This is a genomic window from Sphingomonas faeni (assembly GCF_040407495.1).
Classification (GTDB): Bacteria; Pseudomonadota; Alphaproteobacteria; order Sphingomonadales; family Sphingomonadaceae; genus Sphingomonas; species Sphingomonas faeni_D.
In genome coordinates, this window is sequence record NZ_JAPZPP010000001.1 from 522,220 (window position 1) to 545,137 (window position 22,918).

The following is a 22,918-nucleotide window of genomic DNA, read 5'->3' on the forward strand; positions in this document are numbered from 1 at the left end:
ATGGCCCCCGCCGAGGCGGGGGAACATGGCTACACGAGCTCGAAGCTTTGTTTCTCGCCGTCGATCGAGCTTGTCGCGACCCAGAGATCGAAAGTACCCGGCTCGATCACCCAGTCGCCATCGCCCCAGAAGCGGAGGTCTTCGCGCTTCAAGGTCAACGTCACGCGTTTCGATGCGCCCGGTGCCAGCGAGACGCGCGCGAATCCCTTGAGTTCGCGGACCGGCCGCGTGCGGCTGGCGACGCGGTCGTGGATGTAGAGCTGCACGACCTCGTCGCCGGCCAGCGCGCCGGTGTTGGTGACGGTGGCGGTGACCGCGAGCGTATCGGTCATTTGCGCCGGCACGACGACGTTCGAGACCGAGAAGCTGGTGTAGCTCAGGCCGTGCCCGAACGGGTAGAGCGCTTCGTTCTTCGTCTCGCGGTAGCGCGATTTGTATTCCTGGCTGCCCGTATCCGGGGCCGGGCGACCGGTGTTCTTGTGGTTGTAGAAATAGGGTTCCTGGCCGCTCTCGTTGGGGAAGCTTGCGGACAGCTTTGCGGACGGGTTGACGTCGCCGAACAGCACGTCGGCGATCGCGTTGCCGCTTTCGGACCCGAGAAACCACGTCGATAGGATGGCGGGCGCGTTCTTGACGGCTCCGTGCAAGGCAAGTGCGCGGCCGTGGCGGAGCAGGACGATGACCGGCTTGCCCGTCGCCGCGATGGCTTCGGCGAGCGCCATCTGCGGGGCTGGGATCGTGATTTCGGTGCGCGATTGCGCTTCGCCCGACATGAGCTGCGATTCGCCGACCGCGAGCAGGACGATATCCGCAGCGTTCGCGACGGCGACCGCTGTGGCGATTCCGCCGGGCAGGGGGGCTTCGATCTCGGAACCCTGCGCCGTCGTCACGGTTAGCCCGCGTGCGCGAAGCCCTTGCGCGATCGAGACGTTGAGCTTTTCGTCGGCCATGAACGCCCAGGTGCCGACGACGTTCTTGCGGTCCTCTGCGAACGGGCCAATCAGGGCGATCCGACCCGGGTTCTTCTTCAACGGCAACAGGTCGCCGTCGTTCTTCAGCAGCACGATCGACCGCGCGCCGGCCTCCCGGCTGAGCTTGAGCATGGCGGGCGTCGAGACGCTGGTACGTTCGGCCTTCCGGCTTACCGAGCGATAGGGGTTGTCGAACAACCCGATCGCATTCTTCAGGTGGAGCACGCGACGAACGCCTTCGTCGAGCCGCGCGAGCGGGACTTCGCCCTTCTTGACGAGGTCGGGTAGCCACAGATTGAACAGGTTCGACTGCATGGCCATGTCCATGCCCGCCATGAACGCCTTCTTCGCGGCGTCGCGGCCGTCCTTGGCATAGCCGTGCGCGATCAGTTCCTCGTCCGCGGTATAGTCGCCGACGACCATGCCGCGGAACCGCCACTCGCCGCGCAGGAGGTCGGTCATCAGCCAGTGATTGCCGCTGCAAGGAACGCCGTCGATATCGTTGAAGGCGCTCATCAACGTCGCGACGCCTGCATCGACCGCCGCCTTGAACGGCGCGAGATGGACCTCGTGCAGCGTGGCGGGCGAGATCTCGGTGAAGTTGTAATCCTGGCCGCCCGAGACAGCACCGTATGCGGCGAAATGCTTGGCGCAGGCCGCAACGCGGGTCGGATCGCGCAGGTCGTCCCCCTGAAAACCGCGTATGCGCGCCTTGGCCAGCTGGATGCCCAGATACGGGTCTTCGCCGGATCCTTCCGCGACGCGGCCCCAACGCTGGTCGCGCGCGACATCGACCATCGGCGCGAAGGTCCAGTGGATGCCGAGCGCGGTGGTTTCCAGTGCCGCAGCGCGCGCGGTTCGCTCGGCGAGGTCGGGATCGAACGCGCACGCCTCTGCGATCGGTAGCGGGTAGGCGGTGCGCAGGCCGTGGATCACGTCGCCGGCGAAGATCAGCGGGATCTTGAGCCGTGTGGCCATCGCCGCATCCTGTGCGGCCTTGGCGCCCGCGTAGCCGACGCCGTTGAACAACATGCCGATCTGGCCGGTCTTGATCCGGGCAAGCTGTTCGGCCGCACCGCCGGTGGCCAGGCCCGGATTGAACGGCACGCCGATCGGGCGGATCTGATCGGAGAAGCAGCTGAGTTGGCCAGCCTTTTCGGCCGGGGTCATCTTCGCGATCAGGCTCTCGATCCGGTCGTTCTGCGCGAATGCGGCGGTCGAGCCGAGCGAGAGGCCAGCGATGGCCGCGCCGCCGATCAGTATCTGGCGGCGATCTAGAATGGGCGACATGTCCTGCTCCTTCGTCTCGGAAGCGGGGTAGTCGGTGGACCACGGTTCCGCAAATCTGCGGAACCGTGGTCAAGGTCGCTCAGCCCAACGCGCGCGTGAACAGCCGCGACAGGCGGGCGGAGAAAGCGCGGGCATCGAGCGGGCGCTCGCCATCGGCGATCTGCGCTTCGTCGAACAGCAGGTGCGCGGCATCCTCTCGCAGCGCCGTCTCGTCCTCGCCGAGCGCGGCCAGCTTGGCGATCAGCGCGGAGCGTGGGTTGATCTCCAGCACCGGCTTGGCGGCTGGCATCGCCTGACCGCTTGCGGCCAGGATCCGCTCGAGCTGGCGGTCCATGCCGCTATCGGCCGCGACGAGGCAGACCGCGCTGTCGGTCAGACGCTCCGACGCGCGGACCTCCGAGACCGCATCGCCGAGCGTCGTCTTCACGAACGCGATGAAGTCCGCGACTTGCGGCGTGGTGTCGGCCGTCGGTGCTTCGGCGCCGTCGACCAGCGGGATCAGGCCGAGATCGGCAGCGCCCTGCGTCACTGACTTGAACGGCTTGCCGTCGTGATCGATACCCGCCGTCACCCAGAAGCCGTCGACCGAGTCCGGCAGCAACAGCACTTCGATCCCGCGCGCGCGGAACCCTTCGAGCTGTGGCGAGGCTTCGAGCCGGTCGAGATCGGTACCGACTGCGTAGTAGATCGCGGTCTGGTTGTCCTTCATGGCGGCGACATAGTCGGCAACCGAGCGCCATGCGCCGGCCGACGTCGTGGTCTTGAAGCGCGCGAGCTTGAGCAGCGCCTCGCGCCGTTCGAAATCCTCGTACAGCCCTTCCTTCAGGACCGCGCCGAAATTCTCCCAGATCTTCGCATAGGCATCGGCATCGCGGGTCGCGAGCTTGTCGAGTTCGCCGAGGACGCGCCCGGTGACGCCCTTGCGGATCGCGGCGAGCATCGGGCTCTCTTGGATCATCTCGCGCGAGACGTTCAGCGGCAGGTCCGACGAATCCACCAGCCCGCGCGTGAAGCGGAGGTAGCGCGGCAAAACCTCGGCGTCGTCGGTGATGAAGACGCGCTTCACGTACAGCTTCATGCGGCCGTTGCGGTCGGGATCGAACAGGTCGAACGGCTTTGCGCCGGGGACATACGCCAGCACCGAATATTCGTGCAGCCCCTCCGCGCGGTAATGCAGCGTCAGCGCGGGTTCGTCGAACTGGCCGGAGACGCTGCGATAGAAATCGGCGTAATCCTCCGTGCTGATCTCGGACTTCGGCTTGGTCCAGAGCGCGGCGCCGTCGGCGATCTCGACCGGCTCGGCGTCGGGCGCTTCGCGGAGCGTGATGGGCACGGGGACGTGGCCCGACTGGTCCTTGATCAGCCGTTCAACGGTATAGCGCTCGGTGAAGGACGTCGCATCTTCGAGAAGATGCAACACGACGCGTGTCCCGCGCGCGGGCGCTTCGGCGGTGTCGATGGGCGCGATCGTGTAGGTGCCAAGGCCGTCCGACGACCAGACCGACGCGGTGTCGGCGCCAGCGCGGTGCGATATCACGTCGACCTTCGATGCGACCATGAACGCGGAGTAGAAGCCGACGCCGAACTGGCCGATCAACTGCGCACCGTCCGAGCCGGTCGAGGCGGCGATACGGTCCATGAACGCCTTGGTGCCCGAACGGGCGATCGTGCCGAGCGCCTCGCCCATGTCCTCGGCAGTCATGCCGATGCCGTTGTCTTCGATCGTCAGCGTCTTGGCATCGGGATCGAGCGTGATGGCGATCTGCGTGCGAGCTTCGTCGCCGAGCAATTCGGGTGCGCTCAGCGCTTCGTAGCGCAGCTTCTCGCAGGCATCGGCCGCATTCGAGATCAGCTCGCGCAGAAACACGGTCTTATCCGAATAGACCGAGTGTACCATCATGTGCAGCAGGCGGGCGACGTCCGCCTCGAACGCGTGGGTCGCAGGAGCGGGTGTATCCGTGGCGGAAGTTTCGACGTCGGGCGTGGTTTCGGTAGTCATAAGATGCGGCAGGTCTCTTGCTGAAACGATTGGTGCGAGAGTTGGCCGGAGGCGCATTGAAATTCAAGGGCCGAGCTTTGACGCAGCCGCGATCCCCAGCAAGCGGGTCGAGATCGAGGCCACCACTGCGAAATGGCTCCTTGGAACGGAGCGAGCGTTGCAAAGCCGGCAGAGCGCGGCGATTTCATACCCATATCGGGCGCGTAACGATTTGACCTCTCTGGCGGCGCGTGGGACGCTATGTGTCCACATCGGATCGGAGATCGCCATGCTCGTTCCATCACTCGTCCACGGACTCTTCCTCGCCTTGGTCATCGGTATCGTCGCAGGGTTGCGCGCGATGATGGCGCCGGCCGCAATCGCGTGGGCCGCAAGCCGCGGTGCGCTGCCATTGCAGGGAACGTGGTTGGCGTTCCTTGGATGGCGGTTCACGCCGTGGGTCTTCACCTTGCTTGCGGCCGCCGAACTCGTCACCGATCAACTGCCATCGACGCCCAGCCGCAAGGTCCCGCCCCAGGTTGCCGCACGCATCGTGACCGGCGGACTGTCGGGTGCTGCGGTCGGCTACGCGGTCGCCGCGCCGCTGCTCGGGCTGCTACTGGGCGTGGTCGGCGCGGTGATCGGGACCTATGGCGGCGCGGCGGTGCGTGCGCGACTGGCCGCCGCGTTCGGTAACGACCGTCCGGCGGCACTGATCGAGGATGCGGTGGCGATCCTCGGGGCGGTACTGGTGGTGTTGTCGCTTTGATGCGTCGGTTCGATGCGATCATCGTCGGCGCAGGGCAAGCCGGACCACCGCTCGCCGGGCGGCTGACCGCAGCGGGGATGACCGTCGCGTTGATCGAGCGCAAGCTCGTCGGCGGCACCTGCGTCAATACCGGCTGCATGCCGACCAAGACGCTCGTCGCCAGCGCGTACGCCGCGCATCTTGCCCGGCGCGCCGCCGAGTTCGGCGTGCGGACCGGTGACGTCGTGATCGACATGCCAGCGGTAGCGGCGCGTGCGCGAAGCGTCGTGTTGGACGCGCGGACCGGGGACGAAACATGGCTCGAAGGAATGGCGGGGCTGACGCTGCTGCGTGGCCATGCGCGCTTTACCGGGCCGGGAACGATCGCGGTCGGCGGCGAGGAACTGTCTGCGCCGCGCATCTTCCTCAACGTCGGCGGACGGGCGAGCGTCCCCGACATGCCCGGCGTCGATGATGTCCCGCATCTCGACAACACCGACATGGTCGCGCTGGACGTGGTGCCCGAGCATCTGGTCATCGTCGGCGGGAGCTATGTCGGGCTGGAGTTCGCGCAAATGTATCGCCGATTTGGCGCTGCGGTGACGGTGGTCGAACGCAGCGAGCGGCTGATCGCGCATGAGGATGCCGACGTGTCCGAAGCGGTGCGCGCGATCTTGGAGGACGAAGGCATCACAGTGCGGACCGGCGCGACCTGCATAGCCTTCGCGCCGCAGGAAACCGGCGTCGCGGTTTCGGTCGATTGCTCGGCGGGGGAACCAGTCGTGGTCGGCAGTCACGTGCTGCTCGCGGTCGGTCGGCGACCGAATACCGACGATCTCGGGCTCGACCTCGCCGGAATCGCGAACGATGCGAAGGGCTACGTTATCGTCGACGACCTGCTCCAGACCAATGTGCCGGGCATTTGGGCGCTGGGCGACTGCAATGGGCGCGGCGCGTTCACGCACACCGCGTATAACGACTTCGAGATCGTCGCGGCCAACCTGCTCGACGGCGACGATCGAACGCTGAGCCAGAGGCTGCTCGGCTATGCGCTCTACATCGATCCGCCGCTTGGGAGGGTCGGCATCACGCAGGCGGAAGCGGAGAAGACAGGGCGCCCCATCCTCGTCTCGAAACGGCCGATGACACGGGTCGGTCGCGCGATCGAGAAGGGCGAGACCAAGGGTTTCATGAAGATCGTCGCGGACGCGGCAACGCAGCGGATCCTCGGTGCGGCGATCCTCGGAACGGGCGGCGACGAAGCGATCCACGGGATCCTCGACATGATGAACGTGGACCAGCCGGTGTCGGCGCTGCGTTGGGCGGTGCCGATCCATCCGACCGTGTCCGAGTTGATCCCGACGGTGTTGCTGGGCCTCGAACCGGTGGCAGCGCAATGAACCCGGGCGACGGTGTCGGATCGCGCGAGCATCAGATGTTTCCCGTGCTCGACGCCGGGCAAATCGAGACGGCCAAGCGGTTCGCCAGTGGTCCGGCCAGGACCTTTGCCGCCGGAGAACAGGTTTATGCGATCGGTCAACTGGGGGCGCCGGCATGGCTGGTGCTTGCAGGCGCGATCGAGGTGGTTCGCCGCGACGGATTGACTCACGAGGCACCGATAACCGCGCACGGCGTCGGTCAGATTACCGGCGAGGTGAACCAGCTCGCCGGTCGTCCGTCGATCGCCGGGGGGCGAGCGGGTCCCGATGGGTGCACCGCGCTGCCGTTCGATCCGGCGCATCTCCGCGCGCTGATGGTCGGTTCGGCAGACGTCGGCGAGATCGTGATGCGCGCGCTGATCCTCCGCCGCGTCGGGCTGATCGAGCAGGGGAGTGGCGGTACGGTCATCGTCGGCGTGCCGGGCAGCCCCGACATCGTCCGGTTACAGGGTTTTCTTACGCGATCGGGCTATCCCAACATCGTCCTCGATGCGGCCTCCGACGACGAAGGACGGGCGCTGGTCGAGCGCATCGGCGTGCTGCGTGGCGATCTGCCGCTGGTGGTCTGCCCGAACGGCACGATCCTGAAGCGGCCGACGGATGTCGAGGTTGCCGCGTGCCTGGGGATCACGCCCGATCTCGATCCGGATACGGTGTATGACGTCGCGATCGTCGGCGCAGGGCCGGCGGGCCTGGCCGCGGCCGTCTATGCAGCGTCCGAAGGGTTGTCGGTGGTCGTACTCGACGAACGGGCGATCGGCGGACAGGCGGGAGCGTCGGCGCGGATCGAGAATTATCTGGGTTTCCCGACGGGGATCTCCGGGCAGGCGTTGGCGGGCCGTGCGTTCAACCAGGCGTTGAAGTTCGGGGCAGAGATCGCCGTGCCGCTGGAAGTCGCGCGGCTCGCGTGCGACGATGCATGGCCCGCGGACGATCCGCTGATGCTCGTGTTGCCCGGTGACGCGCGTGTCCGGTCGCGGACCGTGATCGTCGCGTCGGGGGCACGCTATCGTCGACCCGAAATCCCCGATCTGGCGATGTTCGAGGGGGCAGGCGTGTCCTATTGGGCATCACCGATCGAAGCGCGGTTGTGCGAGGGCGAAGACGTCGCGCTGGTTGGCGGCGGCAATTCGGCGGGGCAGGCGGTGGTCTTCCTCGCGCCGCGCGTGAACCATCTGCACCTGATCGTACGACGACCGCTGGCCGCGACGATGTCGAAATACCTGATCGACTGGATCGCGGCGCTACCCAACGTCACGATGCATATCGGGACGGAAATCGTCGGTTTGGACGGCGACCGCGCGACGGGTTTGACGGGAGCGACGTTTCGCCAGGCCGATGACTCGATGAAGCAGTGCGCGATGCGTCACCTGTTCCTGTTCATCGGCGCCGATCCCAACGCCGGCTGGTTGCAAGGCTGTGTCGATACCGACGACAAGGGGTTCATCGTGACCGGCAACGCGACGCTTTCGTTACAGACGAGCCGCCCGCGCGTCTTCGCGATCGGCGACGTGCGGGCGGGCTCGACCAAGCGCGTCGCGGCGGCGGTCGGCGAGGGAGCGGCGGTGGTCGCGCAGGTCCATGTCGCGCTTGCCGACCTGGCCGAACGGGAAGTGTCATGAGTTACGGTTGCACGCATATGGATACGATCCGGGAGGTCACGCCGAGCGCGAAGGGGTGCGAGGAGTGCCTGCGGATCGGCAGCGAGTGGGTGCATCTGCGACTGTGCCGGGCCTGCGGGCATGTCGGCTGCTGCGATGATTCGCCGCACCGCCACGCGACCGCGCATCATCAGGCGACGCGGCATCCGATCATCGAAGGCTATGATCCGCCAGAGGGCTGGGGTTGGTGTTTCGTCGACGAGACGATGGTCGACCTGCCGGACCAGACACCGCAATCGGGGCCGATCCCGCGCTATGTCTGAGGGGGGACTTGCCAGTGTCGCTCCGCTTCCTTCCACCCCGGCGAAGGCCGGGGCCCAATTGGAAAGGTCGGAGTAACGGCAGGCGGTCCTTCGTTATTGCCGGTACCCAATTCGGCCCCGGCCTCCGCCGGGGTGGTATCGCGCGGTGGAAACAGGGTGCAGCCCGCATTTGGTCCTCGCTTGAGACGCCCGCTTGCGTCGTTGCAAACCGACCGCTAGCCGGCCTGCATCGATAAAGGCGTGAGTAACCAAAGATGCGGCATTGGACGATCGGGCTGCTGGCCCTGGCTACGCTTGCCACGGCAGGGTCGGCGCAGCGGACGACTCAAACGGGTCCCAGGCCAGGAATCGTCCGCGTCCGTCTCGTGACCTCCGAGGGCCCGATCCTGCTCGCGCTCGACACGCGCCATGCACCGCAGACGACCGCGAATTTCCTGGCGTATGTCGATGATGGGCGCTTTGACGGGACCGACTTCTACCGCGCGAGCCGGCAGAAATCGTCGCCGAAACTGGGCTTTATCCAGGCCGGGATCCGCACCGACGCGCGTCGCATCCTGCCGCCGTTTCCGCTCGAGACGACCGCGAAGACCGGGATCAAGCATCTCGACGCGACGATCTCGATGGCACGGGGCATGAACCCTGCGTCGGCGGGCGGCAATTTCTTCATCACGGTCGGCCCCGCGCCGGCGATGGACGCGCGCGCCGGCTATCCGGGGTATGCAGCGTTCGGGCACGTCGTCGGGGGCATGGACGTGGTGAAGCGGATCCTCGCCAAGCCGACCGGCGGCGGGATGGATGCGTTCAAGGACCAGATGATCCTGAAGCGAGTCGCGTTGGTGAGTGCGCGACGGTTGGACGGGGTGGCGAAGCCGACGGGGTTGCCGCGAGCCTGGCTGATCAGGACGCGGCCCGATCGGGGGAAGTAAGCGAGCCGTAACCTTGGCCTTGCCTGGTACCTGTCTCCTTCGACCACGTACGAGTCCGCAGTTATGTGTCACTACGGCCTTCCTTGTTCTCCCGCGAAGGCGGGAGCCCAGTCTGGATCCCCGCCTTTGCGGGGAAGCACGTCTTGCTTGATCGACAGGCACAGATGCGAACTGGTCCGGGAACCACGGTCCCGCGAATTCGATCGCGGTCGATAATGGAGAGCCGTGGATGCCGGAATCAGTCCGGCATGGCGGAGGCGATCAGGCAGTCAGGCTGAGCGCGACAGCCTCCGCAACCTTGATCCCATCGACCGCCGCGGACAGGATGCCCCCTGCATAGCCCGCGCCCTCGCCCGCCGGGAACAGCCCGGCCGTGTTGAGGCTCACGAAATCATCGCCCCGCGTAATCCTCACCGGCGAGGACGTGCGCGTCTCGACACCTGTGAGCACTGCATCCGGGTGGTCATAGCCGGGAATCTCGCGGCCAAACGCGGGCAATGCTTCCCGCAACGCAGTGATAGCGAAGTCGGGCAGGCATTCGGACAGGTCGGTCATGTGGACGCCGGGCTTGTACGACGGGATCACCGAGCCGAGCGCGGTCGACGCGCGGCCGGCGAGCAGGTCGCCGATGCGCTGCGCGGGTGCCTTGTAGTTCGATCCGCCCGCGACATAGGCGCGCGATTCCCAGTGGCGCTGCAGTTCGATCCCGGCGAGCGGGTGGCCGGGATAGTCGCGCTCCGGGTCGATGCCGATGACGATGCCCGAGTTCGCGTTGCGTTCGTTGCGCGAATATTGGCTCATGCCGTTGGTCGCGACGCGGCCTTCCTCGGACGTCGCGGCGACGACGGTGCCGCCTGGGCACATGCAGAAGCTGTAAACGGTCCGCCCGTTCTTGCAGTGGTGCGACAGGCTGTACGCGGCCGCGCCGAGATCGGGATGGCCTGCGCAGGGTCCGAACCGGGCTTCGTCGATCCACGACTGCGGATGCTCGATGCGGACGCCTATCGAGAACGGCTTGGCTTCGACGTATACGCCCTTCGCATGCAGCATCTCGAACGTGTCGCGCGCGCTGTGGCCGACCGCGAAGACGACGTGGTTGGCTTCGAGATAGTCGCCGGTGCTGAGATGGAGACCGCGCAGTTGGCGCGTACCAGCCTCCTCGACGATGTCGAGACCGTCGACGCGGGTCGAAAAGCGGTACTCGCCACCAAGTGCCTTGATCGTCTCGCGCATGCTCTCGACCATCGTGACGAGGCGGAAGGTGCCGATATGCGGGTGCGCTTCGGTAAGGATTTCAGGCGGTGCGCCAGCTTTCACGAATTCGGTCAGGACTTTGCGCCCAAGATGACGCGGATCCTTGATCTGGCTCCACAGCTTGCCGTCGGAGAAGGTGCCGGCGCCGCCCTCGCCGAACTGGACGTTCGATTCGGGGTTGAGTACGCTTTTCCGCCAAAGACCCCAGGTGTCCTTGGTGCGCTCGCGGACGACTTTGCCGCGGTCTAGGATGATCGGGCGGAACCCCATCTGCGCGAGGATGAGCCCGGCAAACAACCCGCACGGTCCTGCGCCGACGACCACTGGACGTGGGCCGGTGTAGCTTGGGCCGCCCTTGGTGACGAAGCGGTAGCCGGTGTCGGGGGTACGCTGGACGTGGCGATCCTTGCGGAAACGCGCGAGGACGGTGTCCTCGTTCTTCAGCGTGACGTCGACCGAATAGACGAGCTGGATGTCCATCTTGTCGCGGGCATCGTGCGCGCGCCTGGCGATGGTGTAGCGGATCAGGTCGCGCGGGGTGACGCGAAGACGATCGCGGATCGCGGCGGGGAGCGCTTCGTCGGCGTGGTTGAGCGGCAGCTTGAGGTCGGTGATGCGGAGCATGTCGGTCGCTCTAGCGCCGCGCGGCGCGATCCGCCATCGGGTGCAGGAGAGGACATGATCATGCGGACCGACGACGAGCAGAATGCCAAGAGCGCCAAGCGCAAGGAGGTCCACGACAAGATCGTCGCGAGCAAGACGATCGAGAAGGGGCTGGTCATCGTCCACACCGGCAAGGGCAAGGGCAAGTCGACCGCCGCGTTCGGGATGGCGGTGCGGATGATCGGGCATGGGCGGAAGGTCGGCGTGGTGCAGTTCGTCAAGGGCGCGATGGCGACCGGCGAGAAGGCGGTGTTCGATGCGTTCCCGGAGCTGTGCGAGTTCAAGCCGATGGGGGAGGGGTTCACCTGGGACACGCAGGATCGCGCACGCGACATCGCAGTCGCGCGCGAGGCGTGGGACGAGGTCAAGCGGATGATCGCCGATCCCTCCTACGCGATGGTCGTGGCGGACGAACTGAACATCGTGTTGCGGTACGAGTATTTGCCGGTCGACGAGGTCTTGGCGGTGCTCGCGGCGAAACCCGAGATGACGCATGTCGTGGTGACCGGGCGGAACGCACCGGATGCGTTGATCGAGGTGGCGGACTTGGTGACGGAGATGACGCAGGTGAAGCATCCGTTCCGGTCGGGCGTGAAGGCGCAGGCGGGCGTGGAGTTCTAGGCGCGTTTCAGACGGCGGTTGGGTCGGTCGCGCTGCTGACTTAAAGTTCCGTCATCCTGACGAAAGTCAGGACTCAGAGCCACGAAGGCTGCCGCCCGATACCCTGGGTCCTGACTTTCGTCAGGATGACGGGCGGGCGGTTGAACTTCTGGCAACGCCGCCCAGCAGCGGCATCGCCGTCTTGCGTCCCCCAAGCCTCCCGCCTATCGCTCCCTCCGCGACAGGTTCCCCCGACGCTCACGCCGAGGGGGATGAAAATGGGAACGGGAAACACCCGGCTGCCCCTGCAACTGTACGCGGCGAGCCATCGTGCCTCATGCCATTGGGATGGTCCCGAGAAGGCGGCGCGGGCGGCGTTGACCCGCGAGCCAGGAGACCTGCCCGTCGCGGTCGTCTTTCGTCCGGCCAGGGTGCGCCGAACGGACGGGTAACACCCCGAGCGACGACATCGCTTCGCGTCGCGCGGAGGCTGGAGGCGTGCGCCTTCGTCCTGTGTGCGGTGCGGGTCCGACTGTCCGAAGGGGTAATGATGCCAAGTTCCTACTATGTTCCAGGCCGCCGAGATTCGGCATGCTGAAGCCGGCCGAAGACGGCGTTGCCGTGATCGCGTGCAACACATGTCGTCATTCCACCGATGCCCGCGATGACAGCGAAGGCGTTCGCGGCGGCGCGCGTCTCGTGCAGGCATTGAAGGCGGTGCAGACGAGCGATCCGGCCTATGCCGAGGTCGCGGTACAGGAGATGCCGTGCCTGTTCGCATGTCAGGATTTCTGCACGATCCATCTTCGCGCACCGGCCAAGGTCGGCTATGTACTCGGGCGGTTCGAACCCACGGAGGACGCCGCGCGCGCAATCCTTGATTACGCGCGGCTCTATGGCGAGAGCGCGTTCGGGCAGGTGCCATTCAAGCAATGGCCGCAGGGCGTGAAGGGGCATTTCATCACCCGCACGCCGCCCGCCGGGTTCCTCGTCGAATGACCGCCTTCGCAACGCCTGCCGCATTTCTCGCGGCCTTGCGCGGTCTACCCCAGGCGGACGCTGCGGCGCGGTCCGCTGCGGTTGCGCGACAGGGGGATCTGACCAAGCCGCTGGGATCGCTCGGTCGCCTGGAGGATATCGCGGTCTTCATGGCCGGCTGGCAGGGCAACCCGCTGCCCCGGCTCGATCGCGGCAGCGCGGTCGTGTTCGCGGGCAACCACGGCATCGTCGCGCGCGGAGTCAGCGCGTTTCCGGCCTCGGTCACCTCGCAGATGGTCGCCAATTTCGAGCATGGCGGCGCGGCGATCAACGCACTTTCGCGAGCCGCCGGTCTCGATCTGAATATCGTGTCGCTCAACCTCGACCGGCCGACGGCGGATTTCACGCAAGCCCCGGCGATGTCCGAGGACGAGTGCCTTGCCGCGATCAACACGGGCGCGGCGGCGGTCGCGGATGCGCCTGATCTCATCGTACTCGGCGAGATGGGGATCGGTAACTCCACCACCGCTGCGGCGCTGTGTCTGGCGAGCTTCGGCGGGTCGGCGAGCGACTGGGTCGGGCCGGGCACCGGGGTCGACGATCAAGGCATCGCCCGGAAGATCGCCGTCGTCGAGGCAGGAATCGCGCTGCACCGGGAAGCTTTCAGAACGCCGTTCGAGATCTTGCGCAGGCTCGGCGGGCGTGAACTGGCAGCGATTGCGGGCGCGGTAGTAGCGGCGCGACTGGCGGGTGTACCGGTGATGCTCGATGGGTTCATCTGCTGCGCCGCCGTCGCGCCATTGGCAGCGGCCTGTCCCGACATCCTTGCGCATTGCCTGGCCGGGCATGTCTCCGCCGAACCGGGGCATCGGCGCCTGCTTGATCTTATGAGGCTCGATCCGCTGCTTTCGCTCGGGATGCGGCTGGGGGAGGGCAGCGGTGCGGCGACTGCGACCTTGATCGTCCGGGCGGCATTGGCCGCACATGCCGAGATGGCGACATTCGCCGAGGCGGGCGTATCGGTGGCGTGACCGCGCGCATGCTGTATCTGATGCGGCATGGTGCGCCCGACGTGACGGGACGAATGCTGGGGCGGACCGACGACCCGGCGACCCAAGCGGGGATCGCCGCCTGTCTGGCACGGGCAGAGGGACTTGCGATCGACCGGATCGAGGCCTCCGATCTGATCCGCGCGCGTGCCTGCGCCGCGGCGATCGGTGAACCGCGAGGCGTTGCGGTCGAGATCGACCCACGCTGGCGGGAGCTCGATTTCGGGACATGGGACGGGTTAGCGCCGGCGGCGATCGACTGTGCCGAACTCGCCGCCTTCTACGACGATCCCGATGCGTCACCACCGCCGAATGGCGAACGCTGGTCGGCGTTGCAGGACCGGGTTGCGCAGGCATTGGCCGCAATGCCGCCGGTCTCGACATTAATCGTAACGCATGGCGGCGCGATCCGCGCGGCGCTCGCGGAACTGTGCGGATTCGATCGGCGGCAGATCTGGGCGTTCGATCTGCCCTATGCCGCGCTGGTATCTCTGCGGATCTGGCCGGGCCCGACGCGGACCGTGCAGATCGTCGGACTGGCGACGTGAAGCGGCTGATCGTCGCGTTCGGGTTCCTGACCCGCCTGCCGATGCCGCGCGTCGAAGTCGGGTCTGAGGATTTTGCCGCCGCGATCCGGTTCTACCCTGTCGTTGGTCTCGTGATCGGCCTGATCGTCGTAGCGACCGGATGGCTGGGCACACTGGTCGATCCTTGGACGGGAGCGTGTGCCGCGCTGCTAGCCTGGATCGCGGTGACGGGGGCTCTGCATCTCGACGGGATTGCCGACCTCGCGGATGGGCTGGGCGCGGCGCATGGCGATCGGACGCGGTTGCTCGCAGTGATGGCCGATCCGCATATCGGCAGCTTCGGTGTCGTCGCGATTGCCTGTCAGATGCTCGCCAAGCTCGTATTGCTTCACGCCGTCGGCGTCGGCTGCTGGCTTGTCCTCGTGCCGTTCGCGGCGAGGATGGGGCCGCTCGTCTGGGCGAAACTGTTGCCGCCGCTGCGACCTGGCGGGCTTGGCGCGGCCGTTGCCGGTGCAGTCCGAACGCGCGACCTGCTGGGGTGGGGGCTTTTGCTCGCGCTGGCAGCCGTCGCGGTGCCTGCGCTTGTCGCCCTCCCGTTGCTTGTACTAGGCGTCGCGGCATGGTTGCGGCGGACACTCGGCGGGGTGACCGGCGACGCGCATGGCGCCGGGATCGAGATCGTCGAGACCGGGCTGCTACTCGCGCTCGCGGTGGCCGGCGCGCTCGCTTAGCGCGAGCAGGGCGTCGAGATCGACATGGCGTTCTAGCGTCGCGGCGATGGCGTCGAGCGCGGCATCGATCGAGGCGACGTGATCGGGTCCGCTCGCCGCGACGCCGAGCCGCGCAAGCCACGCCGCACGCTGCTCCGAGCGCGCGAGCAGGCCGTGGACATAGCTGCCGGACACCAATCCGTCCGCACTCGTCGCCCCTTCGGGACTACCATCGGCGCGGTGGCCGACAGGGCGCGCGGTGGCTGGTCCGGTGGTTGCGCCCATGTGCATCTCATACCCCTCGAACGCCGCGCCCTGCGCCAGTCCGTGCACTCGGTCGAGTGTCTTGCTGCCGGTGAGAACCGTGTCGACGTCGAGCAGTCCGAGCCCCTCGACGCGCCCCGCCGGCCCTTCGATCCCGTCCGGATCGGCGATGCTGCGACCGAGCATCTGGTAGCCTCCGCAGAGCCCGAGCACCGGTTTGCCGCGACGATAATGCGCACGGATGTCGATGTCCCACCCTTGGGCGCGGAGGAAGGCGAGATCGGGGATCGTCGCCTTCGATCCGGCGAGTACGATCATGTCCACGTCAGGAATCGGGGTACCCGGCGGCACCATGACCAAAGCGACGCCGGGTTCCAGTCGCAGCGGATCGAGGTCGTCGAAATTGGCGATCCGCGGTGTGATCGGGCAGGCGATCGTCACGCGACGCTGCAAACTGGCGACCGGGCGTTCGAGAATCACCGCGTCCTCGCTCGGCAACCGTACCGCGTTGGCCAGCCACGGCACGACACCGTACCCGCGCCATCCGCTCCGCGCTTCGATCGCACGATAGCCGTCATCGAACAGCGCAGGGTCACCGCGGAACTTGTTGATTAGGAAGCCGTGGATCATCGCCGCGTCGGCCGGATCGATCACCGCGCGCGTGCCGACGATCGCCGCTATCACGCCGCCGCGGTCGATGTCGCCGACAAGTACAACGGGCACGTCGGCGGCGCGTGCGAACCCCATGTTGGCGATGTCGCCGGCGCGCAGGTTGATCTCCGCCGGGCTGCCCGCACCTTCGACGACGACGAGATCGCAGCCGGCCGACAGTCGTTCGAAGCTGTCGAGCACGTCGACCAGCAATCCTTCGCGCCCCTCGCGCCAGCGTGCTGCGGCGAGTGTGCCGCGGACCTGCCCGCGGACGATCAACTGCGAGGTGCGGTCGCCCTGCGGCTTCAGCAGCACCGGGTTCATGTCGACGCTCGGCTCGACCCGACAGGCGATCGCCTGGGTAGCCTGCGCGCGGCCGATCTCGCCACCTTCGGCAGTGACGGCGGCGTTGTTGGACATGTTCTGCGGCTTGAACGGCCGCACCGACAACCCACGATTGGCGAAGGCGCGACACAGTCCGGCGACTAGCACCGACTTGCCGACGTCGGAGCCGGTACCCTGGAGCATCAGTGCGCCCATGCAATTCCTCCAGCGATGAGTAACAGCAGCACGCACGCCCGGCGGTAGATTCGGAGCGCGGCATATAGGTCAGCTGCGGTGGCGTCCGCGCGGCCGTCGCCAATGTACGGCTTGGCGACGCGCACTCCGTCATACGCGATCGGGCCCGCAAGCTTCATACCCAGCGCGCCGGCCATGGCGGCTTCCGGCCAGCCGGCGTTCGGCGAGGCATGGTTCGCTGCGTCGCGGAGCATCGTCCGCCATCCGCCGGCGCCCGCGATGCATAGCAGCACGCCGCTCATCCGCGCGGGGATCAGGTTCGCTACATCGTCGGTCCGCGCTGCGGCCCAGCCGAACGCGCGCCAACGGTCCTCACGGTGCCCGATCAAGCTGTCGGCCGTGTTGATCGCCTTGTATGCCCATAGTCCCGGCAGCCCTGCGACGAGCAACCAGAACAGCGGTGCGACAACGCCGTCGCAGACGCTTTCGGCAAGGCTCTCGATGGCGGCGCGGGCGACGCCGGCTTCGTCGAGCGACGCCACGTCACGTCCGACGATCATCGCGACTTGGCTGCGGGCGGCTTCGATATCATTCTCACGCAGCGCACGCGCCACGGGAACGACATGATCGTACAGGCTTCGAACCGCGACCCCCGGTGCCGCCATCAGGCCGATCGCGATCCACGCTGCCGAGCCAAGTGTTTGACGAGCGACCAGCGTAGCCGTTCCCGCGATTCCGGCCGCGATCGCAACGACCAGGGCCAGTGTCACTACGCCGGCGAAGCGGCGCGCTGCGCTCGATCTAGCGGGCGTGTTCCAGCGCACCTCCACCCAGCCGATGACGCGCGCGAAGCCGCCGACCGGATGACCGATCCGCGCATAGAGCGATGGCGGCCAGCCGACTACCGCGTCTACCAGGATCGCCAGCGCTGCGATCGGCTCAGCCATCGCCAAGCGCTCGGTCGAGGCGCTCGAACGCGCTATCCTCGCCTGGCACGCCGAAGCGAAGCCAGCGCGGCGCGTGATCGAACTGCCGCGTGAGGATACCCGCGCGCGCGAGGCGTTCGAATATCGCTGGCGCATCGTCGCTCTCCACGAGCCGGAACAATGCGCACGCGCCACGTCCCTGCAGCCCGTGACGTTCGAGCAAGGCGTCGAGCCGATCGGCACGCGCGATAATCGACCGACGCGCGTGTGCGATCCACGCGGTGTCCCGGTAGGCCGCAGTGCCATAGGCGACCGCAAGCGCAGAGACGGGCCAACTGCCAAGCCGGCGACGCAACGCTTCGGCTTGTGCCAAGGGCGCGATCATGAAGCCTAGTCGTACGCCCGCCAGCCCGAAGAATTTACCGAAAGATCGGAAAACGATCGCTCGGTCGTCCCCGGCGAGATGGGGGACCAGGCTAAACTCCGGGGCGATATCGGCAAAGGCTTCGTCGACGACGAGCCACGTGCCGCGACGCACGATCCGCAACAGCCGTTCGGGAGCGTCGAGGTCGCCGTCGGGATTGTTCGGGTTGGCCAGCAGAAGTGTGCCATCGCGGATCGTATCGATCGCATCGCGCGGGATCGGCACTGCTCCCGCGATCGCGTCCGCGTGCGTGGAATAGCTGGGCGTGACGAACCGGACCGGTGAGGGGAGGTCTAGAATATCGAGTGCACGGAGGCCGATCTCGCTACCGGGCAACGCGACGACCCGATCCGCGTCGGCGCCGAACATGGCCGCGGCCGCTGCTTCCAGATCGCGAATGGCGTCCGGGGACGGCAGTCTTTGCAGATCGACCGTGGGTACGGGATGGGTGGACCACGGGCATGGGTTGATACCCGTCGAGAGATCGAGCCACGGCGGCGGCGCATCCGGATAGCAGGTGGCGGCGAGATCGATCCGTCCACCGTGGATGCGCAGCGCCTTCATTCCGTCGGTCAGTCCTATGGCTTTTACTTGATCTTCGCCGCGTCATCGTCATTCCGCGTATCGGCCGCAAGCACGAAGGACGCGACATGATGCAATCATTTGGGGCTTCGTTCGGCAAGAGTCTGTTCGTGCTCGGTGGAGCGCGCTCGGGCAAGAGCCGTCATGCACAAGAGACGGCCGAGACGATCGCCGCAACCGAGCGGAGCACGCTGGTCTATGTTGCGACGGCGCAGGCGTTCGACGGGGAGATGACGGACCGGATTGCTCGTCATCGCGCCGACCGCGACGATCGGTGGCGGACCGTCGAGGCACCGCTCGCGCTACCCGAAGCCCTCCTCGCCGCCGACGCGGCCAATACCGTCCTGCTCGTCGATTGTCTGACTTTGTGGGTATCCAACCTCCTTCTCGACGACGCGCTGATCGCAGCGCGAACCGACGCGCTGGTGGGAGCAATTGGTCGGCTCGAAGCGCGGATCATCATCGTATCGAACGAGGTCGGGCTCGGGATCGTGCCGGACAACGCACTCGCCCGCCGCTTCCGGGACGCGGCAGGGTCCTTGCACCAGCGCATCGCCGCCGAGGTCGATTCTGTCGATATGGTGATGGCCGGATTGATCCAGCGCTGGAAATCGCCGCCGCGACCATAGCGACTATACGCGAAGCATCCGCCTGTGGTCGATTGCAATTGGCTTTCGCGATAAACGCGAGCATATACACCGCACGACAATATTGGGGAGCGTTATGCAAAGCAAGGTGCAAACGATCGCGCGATTGAAATCAATGGTTTTTCTTCTCGAAGAAGCGTTGCGGATCGCGGATGAGGGCGATAACGCGTTACTGGGCGCAAAGCTCAGTGACTGCATCGACTGTCTTGAAGGTTCGTTGGCGAAGATCGGGTCACAGGTTGATCTGGGGCACCGCGCCATCAAGGTGCCTTTACCCTTGGTATCAACGTCACTCGTTATATAACGGCCAAGTCTTTAGCGAGACGTCGTTTACGTGGCTAAACTGCCGATATTATCGCTGTAGGCATGACCAATGTGTCGGTTACACTTTTATACTAATTTACGTTTACGTCTGCGTACTGATGCATGTTTAGATAGACTCGTTCGGACTATGTTATTGCACCTCATCGTCAGCCGTTTTTTGGGCCCTGACGACCGAGAGATGCATGTGCTCCCGCCCCGATAATTGCGGGAATACGCTATGATCTCGACGTCCAGTCCCCTGGCCCTGATGGTGCGCAAGCTCGAGACGCATGCAACGCTGAATGCGGACGACCGTGCGGCACTCCTCGCGCTACCCTATACGCTGCGAACCTATGAGCCGTCGTCCTACCTGGTCCGCGAAGGCGACGCGCCGGAGCAATGCGCGGTGTTACTGTCCGGTTTCGCCTATCGCCAAAAGCTGACAGGCTCGGGAATGCGGCAGATCGTCTCGCTGCATATCCCCGGCGAAGCGCTCGATTTTCAGCATCTGTTCCTCGATGTCGCAGACCACAACGTCCAGACATTGACCCGCGCGGAGGTCGCGACGATCCCTCGGACGGCGTTGCGCGAACTGGCACGCAAGCGGGCCTCGATCGGCAACGCGATCTTCGTCAATACTTTGGTCGAGGGGTCGATCTTCCGCGAATGGATCCTGAACATCGGGCGCCGGGATGCCCGGTCTCGACTCGCACATTTCCTGTGCGAATTTGCCATCCGCCTCGACATGCAGGGGCTGACCGGGGCGGATGATTACGAACTGCCGATGAGCCAGGAACAACTCGGCGATGCGCTCGGGCTGACCGCGGTACACGTGAACAGAACGATCAAGTCGCTTGAAGCCGATGGTCTCATTAGTCGAAACCGCCGCAGGATCAGCTTCCCTCGATGGGACGCGCTACGCGAGTTGGCCGATTTTTCGAGCCGGTATCTGCATCTATCTCAACAGAAGACGTAACGGCCGAACTTAGCCGTCGCGTGCATGCGAAACCGAATCGATGATCCGCCCGCCCGCCATGAAAACGGCGATCGGGCAGGCCGCGAACAGGAGCCAGCCGCCGTATCCGGGGTATTGCTGAAGATAGTGCATCCCGCGCTCCACCGCGCCGAGCCCGAGGCCGTAGATCACGAGGAAGGCCTCGAACTTGGTCTTGATGACGAACAGGCGAGTAAAGCGGGTCCACATGGTTGGCATGTGAGCAAGATACGTACCAGTGGCCGTTATCCGCGGTTTCGCCCCACGCCGAAGTGGTTAACTGTAAATTAACCCGACGGATGCGCGTTGATGTACCGGGATCAAAAGCGCGGCACGTGGGTGACACGGCCGGCTTCGCGTATGTCCAAAACACGTGCGCAGTCATCGGATAGAACGACACCATCGGCCGTTTCGCGGAGCTTTCCGAAGGCCGCACGGAAATCGGCGAGCTGACCGGTCGCGACAAGCGCGTCCTGGCCCCCGTCACCGTCGATCTTCACGACCGTGCCTTCACGCGCATCGGCGATCGAGCGGACCTGATCGGTACGGGCGGTCATCGTTGGACCGCCGTCGAAGATGTCGACGTAATTCTCGAACGCGAAGCCCTCGTTCTCGAGCATCCGCATCGCCGCACGGCCCGAGGGATGCGGCAGGCCGATCGCCGCGCGCGCGCTCTCGGTCAGCATCGCGGTATAAATCGGGTGCTTGGGCATCAGATCGGCGATGAACTGGTGACCGTTGATCGCGTTGAACTGATCCGCGTCCTGAAAATTCATCCCAAAGAAGCGGCCCGCGAGACCATCCCAGAACGGCGAGCCGCCGGCTTCGTCGATAACGCCGCGCAGTTCGGCAAGGATGCGGTCGGCGAACCGGGCGCGGTGCATCTTGATGAACAGGTAGCGACTGCGGGCGAGCAGCAGGCCAAGGCCGCCAGCGCGTTCGCCGGGGTGGAGGAAGAGCCCGCCGACTTCGCTCGCGCCCTCGAGATCGGTGGCGAGCGAGAGCATGTCGGCGCGGAACGTACGGTTCAACTCGCGGCTGTGCTGAGTGAGCTGGCCGATCCGGTAGCTGTAGAACGGGTAGCTCTGCCCGACCTGCGTGAAGATTTGGCAGGTGCCGCGGACTTCGCCGGTCTCGGTATTCTCGAGGATCAGCACGAACAGTTCGTCGCGGACCGGACCGTCGGTGCGCGCGAAGGCGGCGTGGCTGCGTTCGAGCTTGGCGGTGAGCGCGCGGCGGTCGGGCGGCAGGTTGGTGAAGCCGCCGCCGGTGAGCTTGGCCATCTCGTAGAGGTGCTGGAGGTCGTCGTCGACCGCGGCCCGGATCCTGAAGCTCACAAGCGGCCCTCCGCGATACGCAATATGGTGACCGTCGACAGCGCTGCACGCTCGGCAAGGCTGTCGGGAATCATGAACTCGTCCGCCGAATGGATCGCGCCGCCGCGGACCCCCATCGTATCGACGACCGGCACGCCGGCGGCCGCGATGTTGTTGCCATCGCAGACGCCGCCGGTGGCTTGCCAGGCGATATTCAGACCTAGATCTGCGCCGGATGCCTTGACCAGATCGAACAGGCGCGCGGCGCCCGCATCGATCGGCTTGGGGGGGCGGTTGAAGCTGCCATGGACTTCGATGCGGACGTCGTGTTCGGCAGCGACCATCGCGACCGCCGAATCGATGTGCGATTGCGCGCGCGTGATTTCATCGAGCGTCGCCGGGCGAAAGTTGATGCGGAGGATCGCGAGGTCGGGGACGACGTTGTTGGGACCACCGCCCTCGATCCGTGCCGGGTTGACCGCCAGGCGTGGACCGCGGACCTTTGACAGTCGCACTGCGATGTCGGCCGCCGCGACGAGCGCGTTGCGGCCGTCTTCGGGATTGCGGCCAGCATGCGCGCTGCGGCCGTGGACGATGATCGAGAAGTTTCCCGTGCCACCGCGTGCGCCGGCAAGCGTACCGTCGGCGAGCGCGGGTTCGTAGGTCAGCGCAGCGACCTTGCCCTGCGCAGTGCTATTGAGCAGCGCGGCCGACGAGAAGGAGCCGGTTTCCTCGTCCGAGTTGATGACGACGTCATAGCCGATCCGCGCGGCGAGGGGGCTGGCCTCGACCGCCTGAAGTGCGGCGAGCATCACCGCCAGCCCGCCCTTCATGTCCGCGACGCCGGGGCCGTTCAGCCGGCCATCGTCGAGCCATTGCAGTGACTGGAACGCGTGATCGACCGGGTAGACCGTGTCCATATGGCCCGTGAACAGCATGCGAACCGGCGCATCGGGACGCACGACGAGGTGCAGGTGCTTGCCGTGCTCGATCGCCGCGACCACGCCGTCCGCGCTGACGCTGTCGACCGGGGTCGGCTCGACCAGCGTGATCCGGCCCGGCAGGGTAGCGAACGCATCGCCGAGCAGTCCGGCCATCGTCGCAAGCCCGGTCAGGTTGCGTGTCCCGCTGTTTACGGCGGCCCAGGCTTCGACCTGTGTCAGCATCGGTGCGGCGCCTGCCGTGTCCACGGCATGGCGCTCTGCAGTTGAAAGTCCCCTCATCGGGCAACCCTA

The 22,918-nt window shown here is 66.1% G+C and carries 22 protein-coding genes and 1 riboswitch; of the genes, 13 read left to right on the plus strand and 9 right to left on the minus strand.

The annotated features are described in order from the left end of the window. Window positions 1-29 precede the first annotated feature (29 nt). Window positions 30-2,261, minus strand: coding sequence for a glycoside hydrolase family 3 N-terminal domain-containing protein (locus O6W96_RS02475; RefSeq protein ID WP_353468084.1), 2,232 nt, complete (start codon window positions 2,259-2,261; stop codon window positions 30-32). A gap of 79 nt (window positions 2,262-2,340) precedes the next feature. Beyond that, window positions 2,341-4,260, minus strand: coding sequence for a molecular chaperone HtpG (gene htpG, locus O6W96_RS02480; RefSeq protein WP_353468085.1), 1,920 nt, complete (start codon window positions 4,258-4,260; stop codon window positions 2,341-2,343). A gap of 268 nt (window positions 4,261-4,528) precedes the next feature. Between htpG and O6W96_RS02485 the strand changes: the two genes are divergently transcribed. The 5 genes from O6W96_RS02485 (at window position 4,529) to O6W96_RS02505 (ending at window position 9,276) form a co-directional block, all read left to right on the plus strand. Continuing rightward, window positions 4,529-5,008 (plus strand): DUF4126 domain-containing protein, encoded by a 480-nt coding sequence (locus O6W96_RS02485; protein ID WP_353468086.1) that lies wholly within the window; start codon window positions 4,529-4,531, stop codon window positions 5,006-5,008. Then, window positions 5,005-6,387: an FAD-containing oxidoreductase gene (locus O6W96_RS02490; protein ID WP_353468087.1), complete on the plus strand. Its 1,383-nt coding sequence runs from the start codon at window positions 5,005-5,007 to the stop codon at window positions 6,385-6,387. Before O6W96_RS02485 ends, O6W96_RS02490 begins: the two co-directional genes overlap by 4 nt. Further along, window positions 6,384-8,048 (plus strand): FAD-dependent oxidoreductase, encoded by a 1,665-nt coding sequence (locus tag O6W96_RS02495; RefSeq protein ID WP_353468088.1) that lies wholly within the window; start codon window positions 6,384-6,386, stop codon window positions 8,046-8,048. The genes O6W96_RS02490 and O6W96_RS02495 overlap by 4 nt, the downstream gene beginning before the upstream one ends. Beyond that, window positions 8,045-8,350 carry a UBP-type zinc finger domain-containing protein gene (locus O6W96_RS02500; protein WP_353468089.1) on the plus strand — a complete coding sequence of 102 codons (306 nt, stop codon included), beginning with the start codon at window positions 8,045-8,047 and terminating at the stop codon, window positions 8,348-8,350. Before O6W96_RS02495 ends, O6W96_RS02500 begins: the two co-directional genes overlap by 4 nt. Window positions 8,351-8,604: 254 nt before the next feature. After that, window positions 8,605-9,276 carry a peptidylprolyl isomerase gene (locus O6W96_RS02505; RefSeq protein ID WP_353468090.1) on the plus strand — a complete coding sequence of 224 codons (672 nt, stop codon included), beginning with the start codon at window positions 8,605-8,607 and terminating at the stop codon, window positions 9,274-9,276. A gap of 261 nt (window positions 9,277-9,537) precedes the next feature. On the opposite strand, the gene O6W96_RS02510 is transcribed toward O6W96_RS02505, so the two are convergent. Next, window positions 9,538-11,154: an NAD(P)/FAD-dependent oxidoreductase gene (locus O6W96_RS02510; protein WP_353468091.1), complete on the minus strand. Its 1,617-nt coding sequence runs from the start codon at window positions 11,152-11,154 to the stop codon at window positions 9,538-9,540. A gap of 54 nt (window positions 11,155-11,208) precedes the next feature. Between O6W96_RS02510 and cobO the strand changes: the two genes are divergently transcribed. From cobO to cobS, 5 genes are all read left to right on the plus strand, one after another. Next, complete coding sequence (gene cobO, locus O6W96_RS02515) at window positions 11,209-11,814, plus strand: cob(I)yrinic acid a,c-diamide adenosyltransferase (RefSeq protein ID WP_353468092.1); 606 nt, start codon at window positions 11,209-11,211, stop codon at window positions 11,812-11,814. A 205-nt stretch (window positions 11,815-12,019) separates the two neighbouring features. Next, window positions 12,020-12,213, plus strand: a riboswitch (cobalamin riboswitch). A gap of 171 nt (window positions 12,214-12,384) precedes the next feature. Further along, the gene (locus O6W96_RS02520) at window positions 12,385-12,792 is read left to right on the plus strand and encodes a DUF1636 domain-containing protein (RefSeq protein WP_353468093.1); all 408 of its coding nucleotides are present in this window, start codon (window positions 12,385-12,387) and stop codon (window positions 12,790-12,792) included. Further along, window positions 12,789-13,802 carry a nicotinate-nucleotide--dimethylbenzimidazole phosphoribosyltransferase gene (gene cobT / locus O6W96_RS02525; RefSeq protein ID WP_353468094.1) on the plus strand — a complete coding sequence of 338 codons (1,014 nt, stop codon included), beginning with the start codon at window positions 12,789-12,791 and terminating at the stop codon, window positions 13,800-13,802. Before O6W96_RS02520 ends, cobT begins: the two co-directional genes overlap by 4 nt. Next, window positions 13,799-14,368 (plus strand): histidine phosphatase family protein, encoded by a 570-nt coding sequence (locus O6W96_RS02530; RefSeq protein ID WP_353468095.1) that lies wholly within the window; start codon window positions 13,799-13,801, stop codon window positions 14,366-14,368. Before cobT ends, O6W96_RS02530 begins: the two co-directional genes overlap by 4 nt. After that, window positions 14,365-15,078: an adenosylcobinamide-GDP ribazoletransferase gene (cobS, locus tag O6W96_RS02535; RefSeq protein WP_353468096.1), complete on the plus strand. Its 714-nt coding sequence runs from the start codon at window positions 14,365-14,367 to the stop codon at window positions 15,076-15,078. The genes O6W96_RS02530 and cobS overlap by 4 nt, the downstream gene beginning before the upstream one ends. On the opposite strand, the gene O6W96_RS02540 is transcribed toward cobS, so the two are convergent. From O6W96_RS02540 to O6W96_RS02550, 3 genes are read right to left on the minus strand one after another with little or no spacing between them, the layout of a single operon-like run. Further along, complete coding sequence (locus O6W96_RS02540; RefSeq protein WP_353468097.1) at window positions 15,043-16,512, minus strand: cobyric acid synthase; 1,470 nt, start codon at window positions 16,510-16,512, stop codon at window positions 15,043-15,045. The genes cobS and O6W96_RS02540 overlap by 36 nt on opposite strands. Then, a complete protein-coding gene (gene cbiB, locus O6W96_RS02545) occupies window positions 16,500-17,438 on the minus strand; it encodes an adenosylcobinamide-phosphate synthase CbiB (RefSeq protein ID WP_353468098.1) in 939 nt (312 codons plus the stop codon). Before cbiB ends, O6W96_RS02540 begins: the two co-directional genes overlap by 13 nt. After that, complete coding sequence (locus O6W96_RS02550) at window positions 17,431-18,405, minus strand: threonine-phosphate decarboxylase (protein ID WP_353468099.1); 975 nt, start codon at window positions 18,403-18,405, stop codon at window positions 17,431-17,433. The genes cbiB and O6W96_RS02550 overlap by 8 nt, the downstream gene beginning before the upstream one ends. A gap of 86 nt (window positions 18,406-18,491) precedes the next feature. Here O6W96_RS02550 and cobU point away from each other — a divergent pair, with 86 nt between their 5' ends. The 3 genes from cobU (at window position 18,492) to O6W96_RS02565 (ending at window position 20,349) form a co-directional block, all read left to right on the plus strand. Continuing rightward, on the plus strand, window positions 18,492-19,052 hold the full coding sequence (cobU, locus tag O6W96_RS02555; protein WP_353468100.1) for a bifunctional adenosylcobinamide kinase/adenosylcobinamide-phosphate guanylyltransferase: 561 nt from the start codon (window positions 18,492-18,494) through the stop codon (window positions 19,050-19,052). 94 nt (window positions 19,053-19,146) lie between these two features. Beyond that, window positions 19,147-19,374, plus strand: coding sequence for a hypothetical protein (locus O6W96_RS02560; protein ID WP_353468101.1), 228 nt, complete (start codon window positions 19,147-19,149; stop codon window positions 19,372-19,374). A 237-nt stretch (window positions 19,375-19,611) separates the two neighbouring features. After that, window positions 19,612-20,349, plus strand: a complete 738-nt coding sequence (locus O6W96_RS02565) for a Crp/Fnr family transcriptional regulator (protein ID WP_353468102.1) — start codon at window positions 19,612-19,614, stop codon at window positions 20,347-20,349. Window positions 20,350-20,358: 9 nt separating this feature from the next. Here O6W96_RS02565 and O6W96_RS02570 read toward each other — a convergent pair whose 3' ends face one another. From O6W96_RS02570 to O6W96_RS02580, 3 genes are all read right to left on the minus strand, one after another. Next, window positions 20,359-20,577 carry a hypothetical protein gene (locus O6W96_RS02570; protein ID WP_353468504.1) on the minus strand — a complete coding sequence of 73 codons (219 nt, stop codon included), beginning with the start codon at window positions 20,575-20,577 and terminating at the stop codon, window positions 20,359-20,361. 110 nt (window positions 20,578-20,687) lie between these two features. Next, window positions 20,688-21,704, minus strand: coding sequence for an arginine N-succinyltransferase (locus O6W96_RS02575; RefSeq protein WP_353468103.1), 1,017 nt, complete (start codon window positions 21,702-21,704; stop codon window positions 20,688-20,690). After that, window positions 21,701-22,906, minus strand: coding sequence for a hydrolase (locus tag O6W96_RS02580; protein WP_353468104.1), 1,206 nt, complete (start codon window positions 22,904-22,906; stop codon window positions 21,701-21,703). Before O6W96_RS02580 ends, O6W96_RS02575 begins: the two co-directional genes overlap by 4 nt. Window positions 22,907-22,918 lie beyond the last annotated feature (12 nt).

Bases quoted from the DNA above. Each gene is read 5' to 3' on its own strand.
- O6W96_RS02520 (WP_353468093.1), top strand. From the start codon at position 12,385: ATGCTGAAGCCGGCCGAAGACGGCGTTGCCGTGATCGCGTGCAACACA.
- O6W96_RS02560 (WP_353468101.1), top strand. From the start codon at position 19,147: ATGCAAAGCAAGGTGCAAACGATCGCGCGATTGAAATCAATGGTTTTT.
- O6W96_RS02570 (WP_353468504.1), bottom strand. From the start codon at position 20,577: ATGTGGACCCGCTTTACTCGCCTGTTCGTCATCAAGACCAAGTTCGAG.
- O6W96_RS02565 (WP_353468102.1), top strand. From the start codon at position 19,612: ATGATCTCGACGTCCAGTCCCCTGGCCCTGATGGTGCGCAAGCTCGAG.
- O6W96_RS02475 (WP_353468084.1), bottom strand. From the start codon at position 2,261: ATGTCGCCCATTCTAGATCGCCGCCAGATACTGATCGGCGGCGCGGCC.
- O6W96_RS02540 (WP_353468097.1), bottom strand. From the start codon at position 16,512: ATGGGCGCACTGATGCTCCAGGGTACCGGCTCCGACGTCGGCAAGTCG.
- O6W96_RS02500 (WP_353468089.1), top strand. From the start codon at position 8,045: ATGAGTTACGGTTGCACGCATATGGATACGATCCGGGAGGTCACGCCG.
- O6W96_RS02505 (WP_353468090.1), top strand. From the start codon at position 8,605: ATGCGGCATTGGACGATCGGGCTGCTGGCCCTGGCTACGCTTGCCACG.
- htpG (WP_353468085.1), bottom strand. From the start codon at position 4,260: ATGACTACCGAAACCACGCCCGACGTCGAAACTTCCGCCACGGATACA.
- cobT (WP_353468094.1), top strand. From the start codon at position 12,789: ATGACCGCCTTCGCAACGCCTGCCGCATTTCTCGCGGCCTTGCGCGGT.
- O6W96_RS02510 (WP_353468091.1), bottom strand. From the start codon at position 11,154: ATGCTCCGCATCACCGACCTCAAGCTGCCGCTCAACCACGCCGACGAA.
- cobU (WP_353468100.1), top strand. From the start codon at position 18,492: ATGATGCAATCATTTGGGGCTTCGTTCGGCAAGAGTCTGTTCGTGCTC.
- cobO (WP_353468092.1), top strand. From the start codon at position 11,209: ATGATCATGCGGACCGACGACGAGCAGAATGCCAAGAGCGCCAAGCGC.
- O6W96_RS02550 (WP_353468099.1), bottom strand. From the start codon at position 18,405: ATGAAGGCGCTGCGCATCCACGGTGGACGGATCGATCTCGCCGCCACC.
- O6W96_RS02580 (WP_353468104.1), bottom strand. From the start codon at position 22,906: ATGAGGGGACTTTCAACTGCAGAGCGCCATGCCGTGGACACGGCAGGC.
- cbiB (WP_353468098.1), bottom strand. From the start codon at position 17,438: ATGGCTGAGCCGATCGCAGCGCTGGCGATCCTGGTAGACGCGGTAGTC.
- O6W96_RS02495 (WP_353468088.1), top strand. From the start codon at position 6,384: ATGAACCCGGGCGACGGTGTCGGATCGCGCGAGCATCAGATGTTTCCC.
- O6W96_RS02485 (WP_353468086.1), top strand. From the start codon at position 4,529: ATGCTCGTTCCATCACTCGTCCACGGACTCTTCCTCGCCTTGGTCATC.